Here is a 21,124-nt window from a genome sequence, read left to right as displayed (position 1 = left end):
CCAGCGCAGGGCGTAACGCGTCAAATGCCCCGTCCCCATAAAGAATCGTCAATTCCATGTGCCCCGGCAAGGCCATTTGTGACTGTCACTATCCTGTCATTTTTGACTTCTAAGATGCGCCTGTCGGTCGAGACCAAGCATCTTGACCCTCGCCGGAATTCCTCAACAAGCACAGAAGGAACCACGATGTTCAAACGTGTCTTCAAGCAAGTTTCCCTGAGCGTCGCCCTGAGCGCCGCTGCTTTCACCGCTCACGCCGTCGACATCACCGGTGCTGGCGCTTCGTTCCCGTACCCGATCTACGCCAAGTGGGCGTCCGACTACAAGGCTGCCACCAACAACGCAGTCAACTACCAGTCGATCGGTTCGGGCGGCGGCCAGCAGCAGATCAAGGCCAAGACGGTCGACTTCGGCGCGTCGGACGATCCCCTCAAGGCTGAAGACCTGGAAAAGAACAACCTGCTGCAATTCCCCGCCGTCATCGGCGGCACGGTTGCCGTGGTGAACCTCGACGGCGTCAAGGCCGGCCAACTGAAGCTGTCGGGCAAGGTCCTGGGCGACATCTTCCTGGGCAAGATCAAGAAGTGGGACGACGCCGCCATCAAGGCGCTGAACCCCGACGTCAAGCTGCCCTCGGCTGACATCGTCGTGGTGCACCGTTCGGACGGTTCGGGCACGACCTTCGGTTTCACGAACTACCTGTCCAAGGTCAACCCCGAGTGGAAGTCGTCGGTCGGTCAGGGCAAAGACGTCAAGTGGCCCACCGGCCAGGGCGGCAAGGGTAACGAAGGCGTCGCCGCCTACGTTGGCCAGCTGAAGAACTCGATCGGCTACGTCGAGTACGCCTACGCCAAGCAGAACAAGCTGTCGTGGACGCAACTGCAGAACGTCGACGGCAAGTTCGTGCAACCCGAACAAAAGGCCTTCGCCGCCGCTGCTGCCAACGCCGACTGGAAGAGCGCTCCGGGCATGGGCGTGGTGCTGACCAACGAGCCGGGCGCCGACTCGTGGCCCATCACCGCCGCCACCTTCATCCTGATCCACAAGTCGCAAGACAAGCCCGCCCAAGGCAAGGCTGTCATGGACTTCTTCGACTGGGCCTGGAAGAATGGCGCCAAGTCGGCCGAAGCCCTGGACTACGTGCCGCTGCCCCAGAACGTGACCGACCAGATCCGCGCCCAGTGGAAGTCGGAAGTCAAGTCGGCTGACGGCAAGGCCGTGTGGCAGTAAGCAGTTAACGACCGCGGTTGTCCGGGTGGAGGCGCTTTACCCGGGCGCGATGACCGCAAATCGGCGCCGGCCCCAGGCCGGCGCCAGAAGACTCGGGGGGCGCACAGAAGCTGGGCGCCCCTTTTCATCTCCTGAGATTTCCAAGGAAAGCCTATCCATGAGCGCGGTAATGGACAATAGCGCCTCGATTCCGTCGGACAGAGCGACACCGACGCCGGTCATGACGGCCGGCAACCCAACGCCCGCCAGTCCGAACAACAAAAACGCCCTGATGGATACGCTGTTCAAGAATCTCACGCGCACGTTCGCGTTCCTGGTGTTCATCCTGCTGGCGGCGATCATGGTGTCGCTGATCTACGGCAGCCATGAATCCCTCTCCAAGTACGGCCTGTCGTTCCTGTGGCTGAACGACTGGGATCCCGTCAACCAGGTTTATGGTGCGGTGGTGCCCATCGTCGGCACGCTGCTGACCTCGTTCATCGCCCTGATCATCGCGGTGCCGGTGTCCTTCGGCATCGCCATGTTCCTGACCGAACTCGCGCCTGCCTGGCTGCGCCGCCCGCTGGGCACCGCCATCGAGATGCTGGCCGCCATCCCGTCGATCATCTACGGCATGTGGGGCCTGTTCGTGTTCGTGCCGGTCTTCCAGCAGTATGTGCAGCCCCTGATGATCTCCGTGCTGGGCAGCATCCCCGGCGTGGGCATGCTGTTCCAGGGGCCCGCATTCGGTATCGGCATCTTCACCGCCGGCCTGATCCTGTCGATCATGGTCATCCCGTTCATCGCGGCCGTCATGCGCGACGTGTTCGAACTGGTGCCCGCCATGCTGAAGGAATCCGCCTACGGCCTGGGCAGCACCACCTGGGAAGTGATGTGGCGCGTCGTGCTGCCCTATACGCGTTCGGGCGTGATCGGCGGCATCATGCTGGGCCTGGGCCGTGCGCTGGGCGAGACCATGGCAGTCACGTTCGTCATCGGGAACGCGTTCCGCCTGTCCGAGTCGCTCTTCGCCCCCGGCAACTCGATCGCTTCGGCACTGGCCAACCAGTTCAACGAAGCGTCGGGCATGCAGCGTTCGGCGCTGCTGGAACTCGGGCTGATCCTGTTCCTGATCACCACCGTGGTGCTGGCCATCTCCAAGGTCATGCTGCTGCGCCTGTCCGCCTCCGAAGGCACCAAGTCCTGAGTCCGCAAGGAATATACGCAATGGCTCAATCGGTACTCAACATGGGCAACGCCGTCTACCGGCGTCGCCACCTTACCAACAAGGTCATGCTGACCTTGTCCATGGTCACGCTGGTGTTCGGCCTGTTCTGGCTGTTCTGGATCATCCTGACGCTGCTCACCAAGGGCGCTCCCGCCCTGTCGTTCGCGCTCTTCACCGAGATCACGCCGCCTCCGGGGCAGCAGGGCGGCCTGCTGAACGCGATCCTGGGCAGCGCGATGATGGCGGCCCTGGGCACGCTCATCGGCACGCCGATCGGCATCCTGGCCGGCACCTACCTGGCCGAGTACGGCCAGAAGGGCTGGCTGGCTCCGGCCACGCGCTTCCTGAACGACGTGCTGCTGTCGGCGCCGTCCATCATCATCGGCCTGTTCATCTATGCCGTGTACGTGGCGCAGGTCGGTCACTACTCGGGATGGGCGGGCGCCTTCGCGCTGGCGATCCTGGTGATCCCGGTGGTGGTGCGCACCACCGACAACATGCTGCTGCTGGTGCCCAACAGCCTGCGCGAAGCCACCGCCGCGCTGGGCTGCCCCAAGTGGCGCATGATCATGCTGATCTGCTATCGCGCCGCCAAGACCGGCATTCTCACCGGCATCCTGCTGGCCATCGCCCGCATCTCCGGCGAGACCGCACCGCTGCTGTTCACCGCGCTGTCCAACCAGTTCATGACGACCAACATGAACGCGCCGATGGCCAACCTGCCCGTGGTCATCTACCAGTACGCGGCCAGCCCCTTCAAGGACTGGAACGACCTGGCCTGGGCCGGCGCCACGCTGATCACCCTGCTCGTGCTGGGTATCAACATCATCGCCCGCAACCTGTTCCGCAAATGATCGCAAGCCGGCGCGCCGAGCGCCGGCACTAGGAAAGCCAAATGGACACCACCGCTACCGCTACCAAAGCCAAGCTCGAGGTCAGGAACCTCAACTTCTACTACGGCAAATTCCACGCGATTCGCAACGTGAATATGTCGATCCGCGAGAACAAGGTCACGGCCTTCATCGGTCCGTCGGGCTGCGGCAAGTCGACGCTGCTGCGCACGTTCAACCGCATGTTCGAGCTGTATCCCGGCCAGCGCGCCGAGGGCGAGATCCTGATGGACGGCGAGAACCTGCTCACCTCCAAGACGGACATCTCGCTGATCCGCGCGAAGGTCGGCATGGTGTTCCAGAAGCCCACGCCGTTCCCGATGAGCATCTACGACAACATCGCCTTCGGCGTGCGTCTGTTCGAGAAGCTCAGCAGGGGCGAGATGGACGAGCGCGTCGAATGGGCGCTGTCCAAGGCCGCGCTGTGGAACGAAGTGAAGGACAAGCTGCATCAAAGCGGCAACGGCCTGTCGGGCGGCCAGCAACAGCGCCTGTGCATCGCGCGCGGCGTGGCCATCAAGCCCGAAGTCCTGCTGCTGGACGAGCCCTGCTCGGCGCTGGACCCGATTTCGACCGCCAAGATCGAGGAACTGATCGCCGAACTGAAGAACGACTACACGGTCGTCATCGTGACGCACAACATGCAGCAGGCGGCCCGTTGCTCGGACTACACCGCCTACATGTACCTGGGCGAGCTGATGGAATTCGGCGAGACCGACCAGATCTTCGTGAAGCCGGCCCGCAAGGAAACGGAAGACTACATCACCGGCCGCTTCGGCTGATCGATGCGCGGGGCAGGGCGGGCCACACGTCCTGCACAGCCGCCGCCCGGCAGTATCACCCACGGCGGGCCTACGGCCCGCCTTTCACATTCTTCACGATGCAAGCCAGCAAGTTGGCGTTTCCGGCGGTTGCGCCGATGGTATCCCGGCGCAGGCTGCTGGCCGCGCTGTGCATGGCGGGCTGCGCGCCGGCGTGGGCGGCGCTGCCGCCGGTCGTCGACGGCACGCCCTTGCCCTCGCTGGCGCCCATGCTCGAGCAGGTCACGCCTTCGGTGGTCAGCATCGTGGCGCAGGGCGGCAATCAAGAGGTCGCCGGTTTCGGGCGCATGCCCGGCCGCGGACGGCAGAACTCATCGGGCTCGGGCGTCATCGTCGACGGCGCGCAGGGCTATGTGCTGACCAATCACCACGTGGTGCGGGGCGCGCAGTCCATCCAGATCACCCTGCAGGACGGGCGCACGCTGCCCGCCCAGGTGCTGGGCAGCGATCCCGATACCGACATCGCGGTGCTGCGCGTGCAGGCCGACCGCCTGCAGGCCTTGCCGTTGGCCGATTCCAGCGGCGTGCGCGTGGGCGACTTCGTGGTGGCCATCGGCAATCCCTTCGGGCTGGGACAGTCGGTGTCGTCCGGCATCGTGTCGGCGCTGGACCGCTCGAGCCTGCGCGCGGCGGGCTACCAGAACTTCATCCAGACCGACGCGTCCATCAACCCGGGCAATTCCGGCGGAGCGCTGGTGAACCTGCGCGGCGAACTGGTGGGCATCAACACCATGATCTACACGCCTTCGGGCGGCAACGTGGGCCTGGGCTTCGCCATCCCGTCCAACCTGGCCGGGGACGTGATGCGCCAGTTGCTTGCGCATGGCCGCGTGCTGCGCGGCACGCTGGGGCTGGACGTGCTGGACCTGACGCCCGCGCTGGCGCGCCAGTTGGGACTGGCGCCGAATGCGACGGGCGTGGTGGTGACGCGCATCAGCGACGGCACGCCCGCGCAGCAGGCGGGCGTGCTGGCGCGCGACGTGATCGTGGCGCTGGACGGCAAGCCCATCTCCACCAGCCAGCAGCTGCACAACGCCGAAGGCCTGCTGCCGGTGGGCCAGCAAGTGCGCCTGACGCTGCGCCGCGCGGGGCGGCAGATGGAAGTGACGCTGCGCATCGAGCCCGAACGCGACGAACGCCTGCACGCGGGCAGCCTGGACCCGCGGCTGAACGGCGTGGAATTCGCCGAGATGCCGCTGGCGCAGCGCCGCCAGGGCAACGACGGCCTGCTGGTCACTTCCACCTATCCCGGGCGCAGCCCCGCCGCCTCCAACCTGCGGCGCGGAGACATTCTCATCGGCATCAACCAGCGCCCCGTCAGCCGGCTGGGCGACCTGCGCAATCTGCTCGATCTGCTGGACGGCCAGCCGATGCTGCTGACGCTGATACGCGGACGCGGCATCTTCTACATGCAGGTCCGATAGGGCGGCCGTCGCAGGGCTACCACTGGTAGCCCATGCCCACCGTGCCGCCCAGGTCGCCGCGCGACGTGGCGTTGGCGGCCGCGCGCAGCACCCATCGGCCATTCGGCACGATGTGCGATACACCTACCGCATAGCCGGTCTCGCCGTTCCATGCGCCGCCGGCCACCGACACCATGCTGCGGCCCGGCAGATAGGCCTGCGGCAGGCCCGCGGTGGCCATGGCCGCCGCCACGCCGCCGCGCAGGCCGCGTTCCATCTGCTGCACGTCCGAGCGCAGGCGCGACAGGCCCTGTTCGTTCTGCGTCAGGCTGCTGCGCAGCTGTTCGTTCACCGAGCGCAGCTGCGCCACGTTGACGGCATCGCCGTCCTGGCTGCCCGCCGCCACGCCCGTCAGCTGGCGTCCGCCCACGTTGACCTCGCCGGCCGAGGACTGCGGCGCCTCGCTGGCGTAGGCCTGGTATTCGGCCTGCGCGCCGCGCGTGGCCTGCGAACCGGCGCCCAGCGCCACGCTGCCGGCGGCGGCCACGCTGCCCGTGCCCACGGCCACGCCATCGCTGCCCGCCTGCGTGCCCGCGCCGATCGCGACCGCGCGATCGGCCACGGCGCCGCGGTTGGCTTCCGAACCGATCGCCACGTTGTCGCTGCCCTGCATTCCGATGGCCGCGCCGGTGCCGCTGGCCACGTTGTCGCTGCCCGCCACGTTGCGGCCCGCGCCCATGCCGGTGGCGATGTTGTTGTTCCCGGTCACGCCGGCGCCCGCATACGAGCCGCTCGCCATGTTGTTGTCGCCGGTGACGCGCTGGCCGGCGTTGGTGCCGTGCGCCTGGTTGCCGTTGCCGCGCACCTGCGCGCCGGCGTACGAGCCGTCGGCCAGGTTGTTGTTGCCCGTCACGCCGCGGCCTGCCTCCTGGCCTACCGACTGGTTGCCGTCGCCGGCGACGTCGCGCCCGGCGTTCGATCCGATCGCCGTGTTGTTGTTGCCGCGCGTATCGGTGCCGGCCCAGAAGCCGATGCCCTGGTTGTAGTCGCCGCTGACGTTCTGGCCCGCGCTGCGGCCGAAGGACTGGTTCCACCCGCCATTGACGTTGGTGCCCGCGTAGTAGCCGATGGCCTGGTTGGCGTTCTTGCCGCCCACGTTCGAACCCGCGCCTTCGCCGATCGCCGTGTTCCAGTTGGTGGTGACGTTCTGCCCGGCGCCGTTGCCCAGGGCCTGGTTGTTGCTGCCCGACACGTTGCGGCCCGCGTTCGAACCGATGGCGTTGTTCTGGCTGCCGGTGACGCCCGTGCCGGCCCAGAAGCCGATGCCCTGGTTGTAGTCGCCGGTCACGTTCTGGCCCGCGCTGCGGCCGAACGACTGGTTCCAGCCGCCCACCACGTTCTGGCCGGCGTTGAAGCCGATGGCCTGGTTGGCGTTCTTGCCGGATACGTTGACGCCGGCGTCCTCGCCGATGGCGAGATTCCATTTGGTCGAGACGTTGGCGCCCGCACCGTCGCCGATGGCGACATTGGAGGGATCCGGAACGGGCTGCGACTGCGCGGTCGAGCCCAGCGCGGCCAGCAGCAGGGCGAACACGCCCGCGCCCATGCGCGACCCCTGCGGGGCCGTGTGGATGTGCTTCATGGAAAGTCCGATTAGGAGGAGGGTCGACGGGCCGGCCGGGCCGGCCCGTCGCGGATCGTCAGGAGGGAAGCGCGGCGCCCATGGCCGGATCGCTGACGCTGGGCTTACCGGTTTCGACGCGTCCCGCGAAGCGGCGCGACAGCCCGTTTGCGCTCAGCGTGAAGTCGTACCAGTTGCCGCTGTCGGCCAGGTTCCAGTGCTGTTCGGCGACGCCGCCGGCCGGCACGTCGAGCGTCCACGGGCCGTCGCCGCGATACGCCTCGGCCTGCAGCGAGGCCTGGGCGGCCGACGTTCCGCGGTTGCTGACCTTGGCGTACACCGAACCATTGGCGACGTCGTAGCAGACCTGCAGCTCGAGCGCGGCGCCGCTGGCGGTATTGCCGCCGAAGGTGCGCACGAATCCGTTGGTGCTGTAGACCCACAGGTCGTAGTCGCCGCCGTCCACGGTGGCGTCCCATACGTCTTCCAGGGACTTGCCGGCTTCGACGGTGTAGCGCCTCGGGATCAGGTCCAGGTGCTTCTTGTCGTACACGTGGAAGACCGCGCCGGCCGAGCCGGTGTTGCTGAAGATCAGCGTGACCTTTCCGTCCGCACCCACGCGCGCGCTCGTGTGCAGTTCATAAGGCAGGGCGCGCGACGGACGCGTGCCGGTCTCCTGGTACAGAGGCTGCGGCGTGGCGGGCGCGGTGGTCACGGGGGCCGTCGGCAGCAGCCTTTGCGCGGCATTGACCGCGGGGAAGTTGCTGGTGTCGGGCAGCGTGGGAACGACCGGGTCGTTGGGGCTGGCGAAGTCGAAGCAGGACGTCAGGTCGCCGCAGACCGCGCGATGCCACGGGCTGATGGCCTCCACGGTGATGCCGAAGCGCTTCTCCAGGAACATGCCCACCGAGGTGTGGTCGAACACCTGCGAATCGACCCAACCGCCCTTGCTCCATGGCGACACCACGTACATCGGCACGCGGGAACTCAGTCCCCAGGGGCGGATGGTGCCGCTGATGGTGTCGTTGGCGCTGAGGTAGTTGCCCACCGAGGCGTCGAAATACTCGCCGTCCAGCGGCACGGTGGACTTGCCCATCAGCTTGCCGTTGACGTCGTACGACGGCACCGCCGGCATCGCCAGATGATCGAAGAAGCCGTCGTTCTCGTCGAAGGTCACGAACAGGGCCGTCTTGCTCCAGACCTCGGGATTGGACGTCAGCGCGTCCAGCACCTGGGCGATGAAGTCCGCGGCGCCGGCAATGCCTTCGCTGCTGCCGGGATGCTCGGCCAGGGCCTGCGTGGGCAGCACCCACGAGACTTGCGGCAGGGTGCCGTTGGCCACGTCCTGCCTGAGCTGGGCCAGGAAGTTGACGGCGCCGTCGTCCCGCTCGGGGCCGCCCGTCAGGCCGTGCTCATAGATCGGCGAACCCGGCTGCGCGGTGCGGAAACTCTCGAAGGCCAGGCAGCCGTGCATGGCGCCCGTCCAGTTGTTGTTCATGTTCTGGTAGATGTGCCAGCTGACCCCCGCCTCCTGCAGCACGTCGGGCAAGGTCTTCCACCGGAAGGCGGTGTTGGTGTACCGGTAGTTGTAGGCGCCCGTATCGGGGTCGATCTGCCCTGAACCATCCGTTTCCTGCGGCCTGCCGGCCACCCAGTTCGACGGGTTGGGCCAGCAGCGCGAGTTGACGGGTTCGGAATCGGCGACCGTGCTGTTGATGCCCAGCTTGGCCAGTTCCGGGTTGAAGTTGGAGCCCGACCAGAACACGATGCGGTTCGGGTCGGTGCCGGTGAGGATGGAGCAGTGGTAGCCATCGCAGATCGTGAAGGCGTCGGCCAGCGCGAACTGGTACGGAATGTCCTCGCGCAGGAAGTAGCCCATCGTCGCCTGGTTCTTGAACTGGATCCAGCGATCCATCTTGCCCTGGGCCCACGCGGCCTGCTGGTCGGGAAAGTTGTGCGGCGTGCCGGATCCGATCAGCGCATTGGCGATGCTGGAATCGCGACGGAAGGGCGAGATGTCCTGGCCGCCGTTGGGATTGGGCTGGAAGAACACCGACTTGCCGGTGGCCAGCGGAATCGGGAAGCGGTCGCCGAAGCCCCGCACGCCGCGCATGGTGCCGAAGTAGTGGTCGAAGCTGCGGTTCTCCTGCATCAGGATCACCACGTGCTTGATGTCCTGGATGGTGCCGGTTTCCACGCTGGCGGGCACGGCCAGGGCGCGCTGGATCGAGGCGGGCAGCAGGGAGGCGGCCGTGAGGGCGCCCATGGCGCCGGCCGACTTGCGCAGGAAGTCGCGGCGGTTGGCGTTGTCCGGGGCGCCGGGATGCGTATGGTTCATGATGGTCTCTCTCGGTGATGTCTGGACGTGGGTCAGGGCGCACAGCGCAGCTGCGGTGCGGGCTGCGGCTCTCCGGGATCGCCGGGTTCGCCGGGCGGGTTGGGCTGCGACGGCGTGTCGTCGTCGTCGCTGCCGCCGCACGCCGCGAGACTGAGGCTGATCAACAGGCAGGCGGCAACCGCCCGCCCGCGCGAGAGGGAAATAGGCATTGAGGTCTCCTGGGAGGGACTGGCGACCGGTCCGGGAATGGACCGGCGGGATCAAAGAACGGCGCCTTCCGCGCAAAGCGGACGGCGTGAAATCAGCCGATCCGCCGGCGCAGCCGCGCGGCAAGCTGGTCGAGCACGAATACAGCGATGAAGATGGCCATCAGGATGGTTCCCACGTGGCCGTACTGGTACATGTCGTAGCGGCCCTTCAGTTCCTGGCCGATGCCGCCCGCGCCGACCAGCCCGACCACCGTGGCCATGCGCATGTTGCGATCGAGCACGTACAGCGTGTAGGCGATGAATTGCGGCATGACCTGCGGACCCACCGCGTAGGCCAGCACGCGCAGCTTGCCGGCGCCGATGGCGCGCAGCGCTTCCTGCGGCTTGGGATCGGCGGTCTCGATGTCCTCGGCGTAGAACTTGCCCAGGAAGCCCATCGTGTGTATCGCCAGGGCCAGCACGCCGGCGATCGGGCCGAATCCGTATGCCAGCACCAGGAACAGCGCGGTGACCAGTTCGGGCAGCGAGCGGAACAGGCTGACCAGGCCGCGCGCCGCGACGTAGGCGGCCCTGCCGGGCGTGTAGTTGCGCGCGCTGAAGTACGCCAGCGGCAGGCTGCCCATCACCGCGAGCAGCGTGGCCCACAGTGCGATCTCGAGCGTCTCGACCATCTTCAGCGCCACGTGGCCCACGTAGCCCAGCGGCTCGACCAGGTATTCCTTGCGCACCACCTCGGTGTCCATCCGCAGCGTGTCGGGATTCAATCGCTGCTCGCGTGTCTCCTGCGTCTCGATGCGCGCCAGCCAGGGCAGGTCATTGCGGTCGAAGTTCTCGATGCGCGCCACTTCGGTACGTTCGGAGACCTGGATGGGAAACAGGCTGTGCGCCAGCTTGCCCAGGCCCGATCCCACCTGCGACTGCTCGCGCAGTCCCGCGGTGGCGAGCACGCCGTCGGCGGACAGGCTCAGCATGCGGTCCATCTCCACACGATGGCCGGCCGCCAGGAAGACCAGCAGCGCGACGATGGCGATGGCCACGGCGCGCGGGCCATAGGGCGGGTCGATGCGCCAGGCCGCATTGGATGTGGTGGAGGGATTCATGCATGCCTCACTTGCAGCGGCGCGGCCGCGCGCGGGGGAATGCCGTGGTCAGGCCACGCGGCCGCCGCCGTGGGCGCGGCGCCGTACAGCGCTTGCGCCGCGGCGTCGTCGAACGCATGGGCGGGACCGTCGAAGGCGACCTGGCCGTGGCGCAGCGCCACGATGCGGTCGGCGTACTCGCGCGCCAGGTCCACCTGGTGCAGGCTGCACAGCACCGTGGCGTTCCGCTGGCGCGCCTGCGCCTGCAGCAGATCCATGATGTCGCGGCTGATGCGGGGGTCCAGGCTAGCCACCGGTTCATCGGCCAGCAGCAGGGCGGGGGCCAGCATGAAGGCGCGCGCGATGCCCACGCGTTGCTGCTGGCCGCCCGACAGGTCGCGGGCGCGGCGCTGCAGGTGCTCGGGCTGCAGCCCCACGGCGGCGATCAGTTCGCAGGCCCGTTCCCGCATGTCCGCCGGAAAGCGCGCCAGCAGCGCGCGCCACGCCGGCAGCACCGGCAAGGCGCCGCACAGCACGTTGGTGGCGACCGTGGCGCGCGGCACCAGGTTGAACTGCTGGTGGACCATGCCGATGCGGGGGCGCAGCGCCTGCAGCGTGCGCGGCCCCACCTCGATTCCGTCCACGCGCACGCTGCCCTGCGTGGGCGCGACCAGGCCGTTGACGGTGCGCAGCAGCGTCGACTTGCCCGCGCCCGACGAGCCCAGCACCACGCAGAACTGGCCGCGCGGCACGTCGAAGCTGACCGATTTCAGCGCGGCGGTGCCGTCCGCGTAGCGCACCGCGATGGATTCGAAACGGATCATGTGCGTTTCCGTGTGCGGGCGGCTCAGCGCTGCGCCGACTTCTTCAGAATCTCGCTCTTCACCTCGTCGGTCAGCAGCGCCATCTTGCCGGCCGGACCGGCGAATTCGTCGTCGGAGAAGGTGGTGTCGTAGCGCTGCACCTTGGCGCCGCCGTAGCCGCGGATCATCTCGGGCGTGATGCCGGGCGCCTGGTGCACGCCGGCGAATGCTTCCTTCAGGCGGGTCTTGAGCGCCTCGGGCAGCTTGGTGTTCATGGCCAGCGGCGGGTTCGGGATGGGCTCGCTCTTGAAGATCACCTTCACGGTCGACGGATCGACCGCGCCCTCTCGCACGGCCTTGTCGAACGAGTCGAACGAGAGGGCCGCGGCGTCGACCTGGCCATGCACCAGCGCAGCCAGGCTGGCGGCGTGGCTGCCCGTGAGGTTCAGCGCGGCGAGGTCGCGCGCCGGGTTCATGCCCTGGTCCAGCATCGAGGCGATCTGGAAGGTGAAGCTGGACGTGGAGTTCACGTCGCCGAACGCGGCGCGCTTGCCCTTCAGGTCGGCCAGGTTGGAGACGGGCGAATCTTTCTTGGCGAACATGCCGGCGTAGTAGATGGACTTGCCTTTTTCGACGCTGACCGCCAGCAGCTGCGCGCAGCCGCGGTCGCGCGCCTGCACGTACGACACGGGACCGAAGAACGCGATGTCGGCGAGCTGGCTGCACATGCCCTCGACCACCGCCGAGTACGATTGGCCGACCTTCAGGTCGAACTTCAGGCCGGTGCTGCGCGAGATGGCGTTGAACACGGGCTCGTAGTCGGCCTTGGTGCCGGATTCGGTGCCGCCGTCAGCGGGAATCAGCATCACGCGCAGCGGGCGCGCCTCCGAGCCGTCGGCGACCTGCGCGCCGGCTTGGCCGGCCGCCAGCAGAGAGGACAGGATCAGGGCGAGGGGAATCAGGCGGGACGGCTTCATGGTTCGGAAGTCCTTGCGGAAGGGCGCACGGGGCGCGTGTTGTGGATCGCTTCGGACGCAAGTTTGGGCAGCGAAGATGACAGGCAAATGAAATTTACTCAATTAAAAAATTGGATTCGATTGAGCGTTATTCAATTAGAATGCCGGGCTTACGCTGCCGATCCTCGTTTCCATGACCTCTCTTTTTGCCCGCACCCTGACCCGCTTGCCCGCGACGCCGCCCGCCGAACCCTGGAACGCCGGTCATCCCGGCCTGATCCTGGACCTGGACGGCACGCTGATACGCGAGCACGAGGCCATCGAGGGCGCGGCCGAACTGCTGCGCGTCTTCCATGACCGCTACGTCGTGGTGTCGAACAATTCGACCCATACGTCGTCGCAGCTCGCGCGCCGGCTGCGCGCCGCCGGGCTGCGCGTGGATCCGCAACGACTGGTGCTGGCCGGCGAGGTCGCGGTGCAATACCTGCGCGACCGCCATCCCGACGCCCGTGTGCTGATGTGCGCATCGGCGGGCCTGAAGCGCTATGCCGCGCACCTGGGCTGCCGCATGGTCGACGAGGGCGCGGACATCGTGATGCTGGCGCTGGACAAGCGCTTCGGCTATGGCGCGCTGGAGAGGGTGACGCAGGAGCTGGCGCGCGGCGCGCGGCTGGTGGTCAGCAACACGGACGCCACGCATCCGGGGCCGCTGGGACGCATCGTGCCCGAGACCGGCGCGCTGCTGCAGGCGGTGCTGGCCTGCTCGGCCGATGCGCCGCTGCACGTGGTCGGCAAGCCCGAGACGGCCATGTTCCAGGAAGGCCTGCGGCGCCTGGGCCGGGAGACCGGCGGGGTGGTGGTGATCGGCGACAACCCCGATACCGATGCGCTGGGGGCGGTGCGGGCCGGGCTGCGCTATGTGCTGGTGGGCGGCAGCGCGCACGCCGACGCGGCGACCGTAGGCGAACTGATGCGATGCGCCGTCGCGGCGCGCCGCGAGCTGCCGCGGACGTCCGCCGCCGCGGCATGAAAGGCCGCCGGATGCGGATCAGTAGCGCTTGAGCGACAGCACGTCGAACGTGCTTTTCAGCGTCGCCACCGACGTGTCGTAGTCGGTCAGCGCCAGGCAGGCGATCAGCGTGTCGATGATGGCCAGCTGCGCCAGCCGGCTGGTCATGGCCTCGGTGCGAAAGCGCGTTTCGCGCGCCATGGTGTAGAGCAGCACGTCGGCGAAGGGCTGGATCGGCGACTTGCCGAAGTTGGTGATGCAGACGGTATGCGCCCCGGCTTCCTTGGCCAGGCGCGTGGCCAGGACGGTTTCGTAGCTGCTGCCCGAGTGCGAGATGGTCAGCGTCGCCACGTCGGGACCGGTGCGCGAAGCGCTGATGGACTGGATGTGCGAGTCGGTGACCGCAACCGCGTTCAGGCCGATGCGCAGCATGCGGTAATAGGCGTCCTCGGCGATGGTGGCCGAGCTGCCGATGCCGTAGATTTCGATGCGCGAGGCCTGCTTCAGCAGCCGCACCGCCTTGGACAAAGCCCCGCGGTCGAGCAGCGAGGCGGTTTCCTGCAGGGTCTGGATGTTGCTGTTGAATATCTTGCCCACCACGGCATCGACGCTGTCCTGCGGCGAGAGGTCTTCGTGGATGTACTGCACGGGCTGCACGATTTCCTGCGCGAGCAGGATTTTCAGCTGCTGGAACCCCTTGGCGCCGAGCATCTTGCAGAACCCGATGACGCTGCCTTCGCTGGATTCGGTGCGTTCGGCCACCTCGCTTACCGACATGTGCACCACTTCGTCGGGATGGTTGATGACGAACTCGCCGATGCGCTGGGCCACCGGACCCATGGTGGGCAGCAGGCTTTGGATGCGTCCTCGCGTGGCGGGCAGCGCGGCCGCCTGCGGGGGCGCGTCGTTGTCGGATGCCGGCCGTGCGGATTTGTGGGTGGACGTCATGGGGCCTGCGTGCGAGGGAAGGGTAGGCCGTGCGGCCGGGCTGAAAATTGTAGCGGCCAAATGCGACGGTAACCCTTCTTTGCGGCGGCGCCCCGGCTTTGTCGCGGAAAGCCCGCTTCGTCGTGCGCAGCCGCGGACCTCAGCTGCCCGGCTGGTCGTGGATCTCGGGGAAGAAGTAGTCCTTCCACGAAGCGGCCTTGGTCTTCAGCACGCCGACCTCATGCAGTTCGTTCGCGTACACCGCGGTGCGCTGCGGCACGATGGTGAAGTCGTTCTCCGGGTCTTCCACGATCTTGCGCACCAGCTCGGGCGCGAGCTTGGACTTCTGCACGCGGATGAAGGTGTCGGCGGCTTCGGCCTTGTGGTCGCGGATCCATTGTGCGGCCTCGGCCAGCGCGGCGTACAGCGCACGGTAGGTCTTGGGGTTTGCGTCGTGGAACTTCTGCGTGGTGTACAGCACGTTGAACGTGGCGGGGCCGCCCACGATGTCGTAGGAGCTGATCAGCTTGCGCACGTCGGGATTGCCGGCCAGCGCCTGGTAGTAGAAGGGCGCGCTGGAGAAATGCGCGTTCACTTCGAGGCCGCCCGAGATCAGCGCGGCCGTGGCGTCGGGGTGCGGCAGCGACACCGAGATGTCGTCGAAGCGCTTGAATTGCGGCTTGCCATAGCGGCGGGCCGCCTCGATCTGCAGCGTGCGCGACTGGAAGCCCACGCCGGCAGCCGGCACGGCGATGCGGTCTTTGGCGCCCAGGTCGTCCAGGGATTTCACGGCCGGGTTGTTGGTCAGCAGGTAGTTGGGTTGCGAGCCCAGCGCCGCCACCAGCTTCACGTTCTGCCGGCCGGCGGTGCGGTCCCACAGCGTCAGCGCGGGCGGCACGCCCGCCGACACGATGTCCAGGTTGCCGGCCAGCAGCGCCTCGTTCATCGCCGTGGCGCCCGAGATCTGGGCCCATTCCACCTGGATGTCCACGCCAGCCGCCTTGCCGTGCTTCTCGATCAGCTGCTGGTCGCGCACCACGTCCAGCACCAGGTAGCCGATGCCGAACTGCTGCGCGATACGGATGCGTCCTTCGGCGTGGGCGGCGGCGCTGCCCACGCATAGGGCCAGCGCGGCGGCGAACAGGGCGGCGGGACGGCGGGACAGCAGGTCGGCGATGCGCATCGAATCGGTTCTCGGTAGTCGGAGGACGCGGTCCCGCCTCATCGGGATGAGGAGCGGGGCCGCAGGGAACCGAGGATTCTAGGAGGCGCTGCCGCGGCCTCTAACGAATTTCTGCTTCTGTGCAAATAGCGGGCGGTGCGTGGCCGCCCGCAGGCAGGCGCGCTACGGCACGAAGGTCCACACCATCACGAAATGGCAGGCGGTGCCGGCGATGGTGAAGATGTGCCAGACGCCATGCGCATGGACCCAACCGGAGCGATTCCGATAGAAGATAAGTCCCACGGTGTAGAGCACGGCGCCCGCCACCAGCCAGGTCAGGCCAGGGGTGGGCACATGCTGCGCGATGGGCAGGGCCATCAGCAGGCCCAGCCAGCCCATTGCCACGTACAGGCCCACGGCCGGCGTGGCGGCCCGCTTGCGGCCGAGGATCTCGCGCGCGATGCCCAGCGCCGCCAGCGCCCATGCCGTGGCGGCCAGCACATCGCCCCAATTGCGCTGCAGCGGAATGAGGCCCAGTGGCGTATAGGTGCCGGCGATCAGCAGGTAGATGGTGCAGTGGTCGACGCGTTCCCAGAATGCCTTGCGTGCGCCGCGGCTGCAGTGATAGATGGTGGAGGCCGCGTAGGCGGCGATCGCCGCGGCGGCGAACACGGCGCAGGCCACCACATGCCACGTGTCGCCCGACTCGGCGACCACGCGCGGCATCAATGCGATGGCGCTGCCCACCGCAAGCAGCAGTCCGATCAGGTGGCTCCAGCTGTTGAATCGTTCGCCGTAGTACATGGGGCAGCGCGCTCCGGAGATGATGCGCGGCATCAGGGAAACGGGACCTTTGAATGATGCAGCGGCGGCATGACAGGAACAACCCGAATGGGTCTCCATTTTCAACGCTCGTATCATGAATTTTTGATGACAAACGGTATATCCGGCCGCCGCCAATCGTCTAGACACCAGAGCAGCCGGGCGGAGCCAGGCTTTTTCAACCGTCTCTCTGTCACGGCCCGGCAATGGCACATCCCTATTCTTTCCAGCCCATCGTTGCCGACGTACACAAAAACATGCATATGGCAACCGCGGTGCGCAATTCCCCGATACGCCGGCCCGGGTTCATGGCGACGGCCCTGGCCGCGCTGCTGGCCATGGGTTTCGCGGCCCGCGCGACGCCGGTCATCGGCAGCCTCGAAGCCCATGCCACGGGCGTGTTCATCAATGCCGCGGGCGACGTGCTTACCGCGCATCACGCCGTGGCCGACTGCGGCACTATCTTCGTGGTGAAGGACGGCCGCGTCGTTCGGGCCACGCAGGGCCCCAGCGATGCGGGCCTGGACCTGGCCGTATTGAAGACCACCCTCAAACCCTATCTGGCGGCCACTTTCGTGGCGGGGCCCGAGATCAAGGCGGGCCGGCAGGCCGTGTTCGCCGAAGGCTACAACGTGCTGCAGCGCATGCCCGACCGGGCGCGCACCCTGTTCAACGCCTTTGCCGAGCCCGGCAACCCGGTCAGCGAAGACCTGTCGCTGATCTCGTCCGTGCGGCCCGGGGCCAGCGGCAGCCCCGTGCTGGGCGCGGCGGGCTTGATGCTGGGCGTGGTCGTCGAGCGCTTCTCGCTGGACGGCCGCCCGTCCGGGCGCGTGGCGCTCAGCGCCGCGCAGGCCAGCGGCGCCACGGGCGCCACGCGCGTCAAGGCCGTGTCGGCAACCCACGTCAAGTCATTCCTGCGGCGCGAAGGCGTCGCGTTCACCGAAAGCGACCAGCCGCAGCTCGGTCCCATGCAGGCCCAGGCGCCGCGCGCGGCCACGCTTTCGGTCGGGGTGATCTGCGGCTGATGGCCGCCGTTCGTATCGGCCACCCCGCAACATAATCTCTGGAGATACGCCATGCATGAAGACGCCACTTCCGCCAAGACGTCCCGCACGCCGTTCTGGCGCCGCATGTGGGGCGCCGCGGCGGGCGCGCTGGGCCTGGGCCTGGCGCTGGCGCCGCCCGCACCCGTGCAGGCGCAGGCCGCCGTGCCGCAGCACTGGATCAGCTATGCGCAGCTGGTCAGCAATCAGTTCCAGGCCTGGCTGGCCGACCCCGCCAACGAGGCGGTGGTGCGGCTGCACGAGCGCATGCAGCAGCGTGTGCTGGAAAGCAACGGCTCGCCCGCCGCGCCGGTGATCGTGCGCGTGTGGGTCAGCAACGCGGGCGTGGTCGAACGCGTGACGTTCGACACGCTGGGCGATGCGCAGTCCGACCAGGACCTGCGCACCGTCCTCACCGCGCAGCCTCTTTCCGAGCCGCCGCCGTCCGACATGCGGCAGCCCATGGTGCTGCGCCTGAAGCTGGATTTCGCGACCTGAAGCGAACCGCCGCGTTCAGGGCGGCATGCGATACCGCAGCATCAATGAATCGGGCCGCTTGCGCGGCCCTTGATCGTTGCCGAAACGCGCTCAGCGCGTGGGCAGGGGCGATTGGAACGATGGGTTGGGCGGGCGTTGCGGCAAGGCCGACTTGCCGAAGTTGTTGCCCATGCGGTTGCTGGTGGCCGCGCGATTGAACAGACCCAATTGATTGGACGGCATGCGGGCCACGTCTTCGGACGCCAGCGCCGGGTTCTCGTGCGGCGCGCGCGGGCGGGGCGCCATCTGCTGGCTGAGGCAGTCGTAGGACAGGCTGCGGTACCCGGCGACTTCGACGTCCACGCAGGCGGACGAGTCGGCCTGGCGGGCGGGGGCCGCGGACTGGGCCAGGACGGCGGCGGGCAGCGCCAGCCCGAGCGCAAGAAGGAATCTGGCAGCGCGTAAGGGGAGGTCAGACATGGCGACTCCTTATCGAGGCGGATCGCCAGCCGGTGCGGCTGACGGCGATCCTGTTGCGGGAAAGTGTACGCGCGGCCCGGCCTCGGGTGGTGACAAGTCAGTGTCACTTTCCGTACGCAAGTCCGTCACAGTCGCAAGCTGTCACGGAACCGTCACTACCCCTGCCTACACTGCCGCCCTGAACTCGCCCAGGGCGGCGGGCTTGTGCGAGCCTGATCTCTACCCACCTAGCCACATGACCGTACGGCGCCATGCGCTTCGAGCCGTCCAGGCGGCGCTGTGGTGCACCCTGGCCTGCGTCGCGCAGGCGGGCGGACAGGCCATGCGCATTTCCTCGCAGCCGCTCGGCCAGGCGCTGGCGCAGTTCGACGCGCTTACCGGCGTGTCGGTGTTCTATCCCTCCGAGCTCGTGGTCGGGCGCATCTCGGCCGTCGTGCAGGGACAGTACTCCGCCGACGAAGCCCTGCGCGCCATGTTGCGCGGCACGGGGCTGCAGGCGCGTCACGTCGCACCCGACGCCTATGTGCTGGCGGAGCGGCAACCCGAGCCCGCCGGACCGTCGGCGCAGCCCAGCTACGGCGGCCTGCTGCAATCGCGCGTGCAGCGGGCGCTGTGCGCCGAGCCGACGCTGGCGTTGGGCAGTTATCGGCTGGCGCTCAGCCTGCAGGTCGATCCGGCCGGGGCGGTGCGCCAGGCGCGGCTGCTCGATACGACCGGCGATGCCGCGCGCGACGCGGCAATCCTGCGCGCGCTTTCCCGGGTGCAGGTGGGGCGCGGACCTGCCAGTCCGGACCGCCCCTTCGTGCTGCTGGTGCAGCCCCGCGAAGGCGGCGCATGCCCGCAAGGGCGCAGTGAATCTTCGAACAACGACGAACCGGCAGGCGGGCGAGGGAACGTACGATGAGCGGCAACGCGCAGTACCAGGCGGCAGCGGGGGCCGGTGTCCGATGAGCGCATCAGGCCTGTTCGCACTGCGCGATCTGCTTGCCGCGCGCTACGACGACTTCAAGCGCCGCCTGACCTGGCGGCTGGGTTCGGCCGACCTGGCCAACGATGCGCTGCACGACACCTGGGTGCACCTGGAACAGCGCAACGAACAGAATGGGCCCGTGCAGAATCCCTCGGCCTATCTGCTGCGCATGGCGACCAACCTGGCGCTGGACCGGTTGCAGCGCGACAAGCGCTACATGGACGCCGACGAGCTGGACGCGCTGCTTGCCGACCTGCCGGATCCCGCGCCCGGCCCCGCCGAGGTGGCGGCCGCGCGCAGCGACATCGATGCGCTGGCCGACATCATCGGCACGCTGCCGCCGCGGCGGCGCGCCATTTTCCTGGCCATCCGGGTGGAGAACCTGTCGCATGGCGAGGTCGCCAGCCGCTTCGGCATTTCCGCGCGGCTGGTCGGGCTGGAGCTGAAGCGCGCCCACGAATACTGCATGAGCCGCCTGCCGCGGGAAGGGACCTGACATGAGACAGGCCTTCCGCACTTCTGATTCCCGCGCGCTCGATGCCATCGAACGCGATGCCCATGCCTGGATGCGACGCGTCGCGGCCGGGCAGATGACGCATGCCGACGGTGCCGCGCTCAAGCGCTGGTGCCTGGCCGATCCCGCGCACGCGCGGGCATTCGCCGAGGCGCGGCGCCGCTGGACGCAGCTGGGCGAGGCCGCCGAGCTGGCTTCCGCCCGCCTGCCGGCCGAGCGGTCCGCGCACGCGCGCGCCGCCGTGCCGAGCCCGGGCCGCCGCTGGTTCGTGGGCGGCGCGCTCGGCGCCGCGGCCGCGGGCGCCGCCGTGGCGGCGGTGCATCCGCCGCTGCAGCTGTGGCCCTCCGCCGCCGAATGGTCCGCCGACTATCGCACCGGGGCAGGGGAGCGCCGCCGCGTGGCGCTGGATGACGCCGTGTCGGTCGAGCTGAACACGCGCACCAGCGTGGCGCTGCGCGCGCCCGAACCCGGACTGGCCGGCGGCATCGAACTGATTGCAGGCGAGGCCGCCATCGACCTGGGCCGCGTCTCGCGCGGCTTCGCCGTCGTGGCGGGCGCCGGCCGCTCCATCGCGCAGAACGGCAGCTTCGAGGTCCGCATGGTGGCGGGCGGCGTGTGCGTGCGCTGCCTGTCCGGGCAGGTGCGGGTCGAGCACGCCGCGGGCCAAACCGTGCTGCAGGCGCAGCAGCAGCTGACGTACGACGCCAGCGGCGCGGGCCGCGAGCAGTCCTTCGATCCGGCCGTCGCATCGGCCTGGCGCGAAGGCTTCGTGCGTTTCGTCGACACGCCGCTGGGCGAGGTCATCGATGAACTCAACCGCTACCGGTCGGGTCGTATCGTGCTGCTCGATTCGGCACTGGCCCAGCGTCCCGTCACGGGGCGCTTCCGTATCGACGCGTTGGACGTGGCCGTCGCGCAGATCCGCGAATCGCTGGGCCTGCAGGCGCGCAGCCTGCCGGGCGGCGTGCTGCTGCTGGCCTGATCATGAGTCGCCCGGATGTGCCGACGCGGTGCGCCGGCGCGTCCTGGGGCGCCTGCGTTGGCCCGCGCTGCCGAATGCGGCTTGTCACCTAATCTTCACGAAAAAAGTTTGCCGATCGGTTCGAGCCCATCGGTCTAGGTTCTGGGAGCCGGCGGATCGTCCGTCCGGCGCGGAATCGATG

At 68.1% G+C, this 21,124-nt stretch carries 21 protein-coding genes; 11 read left to right on the top strand and 10 right to left on the bottom strand.

Translation table 11 applies throughout. The features are described 5' to 3' along the window. The first annotated feature begins 186 nt into the window (after window positions 1-186). The 5 genes from pstS (at window position 187) to CAL15_RS13345 (ending at window position 5,572) form a co-directional block, all read left to right on the top strand. Window positions 187-1,230 carry a phosphate ABC transporter substrate-binding protein PstS gene (gene pstS / locus CAL15_RS13365; RefSeq protein WP_086079048.1) on the top strand — a complete coding sequence of 348 codons (1,044 nt, stop codon included), beginning with the start codon at window positions 187-189 and terminating at the stop codon, window positions 1,228-1,230. Window positions 1,231-1,387: 157 nt separating this feature from the next. Continuing rightward, window positions 1,388-2,416, top strand: a complete 1,029-nt coding sequence (gene pstC / locus CAL15_RS13360) for a phosphate ABC transporter permease subunit PstC (protein ID WP_086079047.1) — start codon at window positions 1,388-1,390, stop codon at window positions 2,414-2,416. 20 nt (window positions 2,417-2,436) lie between these two features. Continuing rightward, window positions 2,437-3,291, top strand: coding sequence for a phosphate ABC transporter permease PstA (pstA, locus tag CAL15_RS13355; RefSeq protein ID WP_086079046.1), 855 nt, complete (start codon window positions 2,437-2,439; stop codon window positions 3,289-3,291). A gap of 41 nt (window positions 3,292-3,332) precedes the next feature. Further along, entirely contained in the window at window positions 3,333-4,109 is a 777-nt protein-coding gene (gene pstB, locus CAL15_RS13350) for a phosphate ABC transporter ATP-binding protein PstB (RefSeq protein ID WP_086079045.1), read from the top strand. 98 nt (window positions 4,110-4,207) lie between these two features. Beyond that, window positions 4,208-5,572 (top strand): trypsin-like peptidase domain-containing protein, encoded by a 1,365-nt coding sequence (locus CAL15_RS13345; RefSeq protein ID WP_086079044.1) that lies wholly within the window; start codon window positions 4,208-4,210, stop codon window positions 5,570-5,572. A gap of 16 nt (window positions 5,573-5,588) precedes the next feature. Here the strand turns inward: CAL15_RS13345 and CAL15_RS13340 are convergent, their stop codons facing one another. The 6 genes from CAL15_RS13340 to CAL15_RS13320 all read right to left on the bottom strand — a co-directional run bounded on the left by CAL15_RS13340 (window position 5,589) and on the right by CAL15_RS13320 (window position 12,578). After that, on the bottom strand, window positions 5,589-7,193 hold the full coding sequence (locus CAL15_RS13340) for a YadA family autotransporter adhesin (RefSeq protein WP_086079043.1): 1,605 nt from the start codon (window positions 7,191-7,193) through the stop codon (window positions 5,589-5,591). A 58-nt stretch (window positions 7,194-7,251) separates the two neighbouring features. Continuing rightward, the gene (locus CAL15_RS13335; protein ID WP_086079042.1) at window positions 7,252-9,510 is read right to left on the bottom strand and encodes a phosphocholine-specific phospholipase C; all 2,259 of its coding nucleotides are present in this window, start codon (window positions 9,508-9,510) and stop codon (window positions 7,252-7,254) included. A gap of 32 nt (window positions 9,511-9,542) precedes the next feature. Further along, entirely contained in the window at window positions 9,543-9,719 is a 177-nt protein-coding gene (locus CAL15_RS24520) for a hypothetical protein (RefSeq protein ID WP_198299048.1), read from the bottom strand. 92 nt (window positions 9,720-9,811) lie between these two features. After that, window positions 9,812-10,819, bottom strand: coding sequence for a phosphonate ABC transporter, permease protein PhnE (phnE, locus tag CAL15_RS13330; protein WP_086079041.1), 1,008 nt, complete (start codon window positions 10,817-10,819; stop codon window positions 9,812-9,814). Next, on the bottom strand, window positions 10,816-11,622 hold the full coding sequence (gene phnC, locus CAL15_RS13325; RefSeq protein ID WP_086079040.1) for a phosphonate ABC transporter ATP-binding protein: 807 nt from the start codon (window positions 11,620-11,622) through the stop codon (window positions 10,816-10,818). The genes phnE and phnC overlap by 4 nt, the downstream gene beginning before the upstream one ends. A 23-nt stretch (window positions 11,623-11,645) precedes the next feature. Further along, window positions 11,646-12,578: a phosphate/phosphite/phosphonate ABC transporter substrate-binding protein gene (locus CAL15_RS13320; protein ID WP_086079039.1), complete on the bottom strand. Its 933-nt coding sequence runs from the start codon at window positions 12,576-12,578 to the stop codon at window positions 11,646-11,648. A gap of 172 nt (window positions 12,579-12,750) precedes the next feature. Here CAL15_RS13320 and CAL15_RS13315 point away from each other — a divergent pair, with 172 nt between their 5' ends. After that, window positions 12,751-13,587, top strand: coding sequence for an HAD-IIA family hydrolase (locus tag CAL15_RS13315; RefSeq protein WP_086079038.1), 837 nt, complete (start codon window positions 12,751-12,753; stop codon window positions 13,585-13,587). A gap of 18 nt (window positions 13,588-13,605) precedes the next feature. Here the strand turns inward: CAL15_RS13315 and CAL15_RS13310 are convergent, their stop codons facing one another. The 3 genes from CAL15_RS13310 to trhA form a co-directional block, all read right to left on the bottom strand. After that, window positions 13,606-14,514 carry a MurR/RpiR family transcriptional regulator gene (locus tag CAL15_RS13310; RefSeq protein ID WP_086079037.1) on the bottom strand — a complete coding sequence of 303 codons (909 nt, stop codon included), beginning with the start codon at window positions 14,512-14,514 and terminating at the stop codon, window positions 13,606-13,608. 139 nt (window positions 14,515-14,653) lie between these two features. Beyond that, complete coding sequence (locus CAL15_RS13305; protein WP_086079036.1) at window positions 14,654-15,676, bottom strand: ABC transporter substrate-binding protein; 1,023 nt, start codon at window positions 15,674-15,676, stop codon at window positions 14,654-14,656. 162 nt (window positions 15,677-15,838) lie between these two features. After that, the gene (gene trhA, locus CAL15_RS13300; RefSeq protein ID WP_332455533.1) at window positions 15,839-16,492 is read right to left on the bottom strand and encodes a PAQR family membrane homeostasis protein TrhA; all 654 of its coding nucleotides are present in this window, start codon (window positions 16,490-16,492) and stop codon (window positions 15,839-15,841) included. A gap of 242 nt (window positions 16,493-16,734) precedes the next feature. On the opposite strand from trhA, the gene CAL15_RS13295 reads away from it, so the two are divergent. After that, window positions 16,735-17,502 (top strand): S1 family peptidase, encoded by a 768-nt coding sequence (locus tag CAL15_RS13295; protein WP_157666660.1) that lies wholly within the window; start codon window positions 16,735-16,737, stop codon window positions 17,500-17,502. A 51-nt stretch (window positions 17,503-17,553) separates the two neighbouring features. Further along, window positions 17,554-18,018, top strand: a complete 465-nt coding sequence (locus CAL15_RS13290; RefSeq protein ID WP_086079033.1) for a hypothetical protein — start codon at window positions 17,554-17,556, stop codon at window positions 18,016-18,018. A 90-nt stretch (window positions 18,019-18,108) separates the two neighbouring features. Here CAL15_RS13290 and CAL15_RS13285 read toward each other — a convergent pair whose 3' ends face one another. Then, window positions 18,109-18,477, bottom strand: coding sequence for a hypothetical protein (locus CAL15_RS13285; RefSeq protein ID WP_086079032.1), 369 nt, complete (start codon window positions 18,475-18,477; stop codon window positions 18,109-18,111). A gap of 235 nt (window positions 18,478-18,712) precedes the next feature. On the opposite strand from CAL15_RS13285, the gene CAL15_RS13280 reads away from it, so the two are divergent. Genes CAL15_RS13280 through CAL15_RS13270 form a run of 3 tightly spaced genes read left to right on the top strand, consistent with a single transcriptional unit; the run spans window position 18,713 to window position 20,943 of the window. Next, on the top strand, window positions 18,713-19,381 hold the full coding sequence (locus CAL15_RS13280; RefSeq protein ID WP_086079031.1) for an STN domain-containing protein: 669 nt from the start codon (window positions 18,713-18,715) through the stop codon (window positions 19,379-19,381). A gap of 43 nt (window positions 19,382-19,424) precedes the next feature. Next, complete coding sequence (locus CAL15_RS13275) at window positions 19,425-19,943, top strand: RNA polymerase sigma factor (RefSeq protein ID WP_086079030.1); 519 nt, start codon at window positions 19,425-19,427, stop codon at window positions 19,941-19,943. Window position 19,944: 1 nt separating this feature from the next. Continuing rightward, window positions 19,945-20,943 (top strand): FecR family protein, encoded by a 999-nt coding sequence (locus tag CAL15_RS13270; protein ID WP_086079029.1) that lies wholly within the window; start codon window positions 19,945-19,947, stop codon window positions 20,941-20,943. The last annotated feature ends 181 nt before the right edge of the window (window positions 20,944-21,124 follow it).

Source organism: Bordetella genomosp. 13, from assembly GCF_002119665.1.
In the GTDB taxonomy this organism is placed as follows: domain Bacteria; phylum Pseudomonadota; class Gammaproteobacteria; order Burkholderiales; family Burkholderiaceae_B; genus Bordetella.
This window is presented reverse-complemented; position numbering and strand designations above follow the sequence as displayed.

What these genes read in the sequence shown, in the direction of transcription:
- pstB (WP_086079045.1), top strand. Translation starts at nt 3,333, where the DNA reads ATGGACACCACCGCTACCGCTACCAAAGCCAAGCTCGAGGTCAGGAAC.
- CAL15_RS13340 (WP_086079043.1), bottom strand. Translation starts at nt 7,193, where the DNA reads ATGAAGCACATCCACACGGCCCCGCAGGGGTCGCGCATGGGCGCGGGC.
- CAL15_RS24520 (WP_198299048.1), bottom strand. Translation starts at nt 9,719, where the DNA reads ATGCCTATTTCCCTCTCGCGCGGGCGGGCGGTTGCCGCCTGCCTGTTG.
- phnE (WP_086079041.1), bottom strand. Translation starts at nt 10,819, where the DNA reads ATGAATCCCTCCACCACATCCAATGCGGCCTGGCGCATCGACCCGCCC.
- CAL15_RS13295 (WP_157666660.1), top strand. Translation starts at nt 16,735, where the DNA reads ATGCATATGGCAACCGCGGTGCGCAATTCCCCGATACGCCGGCCCGGG.
- CAL15_RS13275 (WP_086079030.1), top strand. Translation starts at nt 19,425, where the DNA reads ATGAGCGCATCAGGCCTGTTCGCACTGCGCGATCTGCTTGCCGCGCGC.
- CAL15_RS13305 (WP_086079036.1), bottom strand. Translation starts at nt 15,676, where the DNA reads ATGCGCATCGCCGACCTGCTGTCCCGCCGTCCCGCCGCCCTGTTCGCC.
- CAL15_RS13320 (WP_086079039.1), bottom strand. Translation starts at nt 12,578, where the DNA reads ATGAAGCCGTCCCGCCTGATTCCCCTCGCCCTGATCCTGTCCTCTCTG.
- trhA (WP_332455533.1), bottom strand. Translation starts at nt 16,492, where the DNA reads ATGCCGCGCATCATCTCCGGAGCGCGCTGCCCCATGTACTACGGCGAA.
- CAL15_RS13310 (WP_086079037.1), bottom strand. Translation starts at nt 14,514, where the DNA reads ATGACGTCCACCCACAAATCCGCACGGCCGGCATCCGACAACGACGCG.
- CAL15_RS13315 (WP_086079038.1), top strand. Translation starts at nt 12,751, where the DNA reads ATGACCTCTCTTTTTGCCCGCACCCTGACCCGCTTGCCCGCGACGCCG.
- phnC (WP_086079040.1), bottom strand. Translation starts at nt 11,622, where the DNA reads ATGATCCGTTTCGAATCCATCGCGGTGCGCTACGCGGACGGCACCGCC.
- CAL15_RS13335 (WP_086079042.1), bottom strand. Translation starts at nt 9,510, where the DNA reads ATGAACCATACGCATCCCGGCGCCCCGGACAACGCCAACCGCCGCGAC.
- pstA (WP_086079046.1), top strand. Translation starts at nt 2,437, where the DNA reads ATGGCTCAATCGGTACTCAACATGGGCAACGCCGTCTACCGGCGTCGC.
- pstS (WP_086079048.1), top strand. Translation starts at nt 187, where the DNA reads ATGTTCAAACGTGTCTTCAAGCAAGTTTCCCTGAGCGTCGCCCTGAGC.
- pstC (WP_086079047.1), top strand. Translation starts at nt 1,388, where the DNA reads ATGAGCGCGGTAATGGACAATAGCGCCTCGATTCCGTCGGACAGAGCG.
- CAL15_RS13280 (WP_086079031.1), top strand. Translation starts at nt 18,713, where the DNA reads ATGACCGTACGGCGCCATGCGCTTCGAGCCGTCCAGGCGGCGCTGTGG.
- CAL15_RS13290 (WP_086079033.1), top strand. Translation starts at nt 17,554, where the DNA reads ATGCATGAAGACGCCACTTCCGCCAAGACGTCCCGCACGCCGTTCTGG.
- CAL15_RS13285 (WP_086079032.1), bottom strand. Translation starts at nt 18,477, where the DNA reads ATGTCTGACCTCCCCTTACGCGCTGCCAGATTCCTTCTTGCGCTCGGG.
- CAL15_RS13270 (WP_086079029.1), top strand. Translation starts at nt 19,945, where the DNA reads ATGAGACAGGCCTTCCGCACTTCTGATTCCCGCGCGCTCGATGCCATC.
- CAL15_RS13345 (WP_086079044.1), top strand. Translation starts at nt 4,208, where the DNA reads ATGCAAGCCAGCAAGTTGGCGTTTCCGGCGGTTGCGCCGATGGTATCC.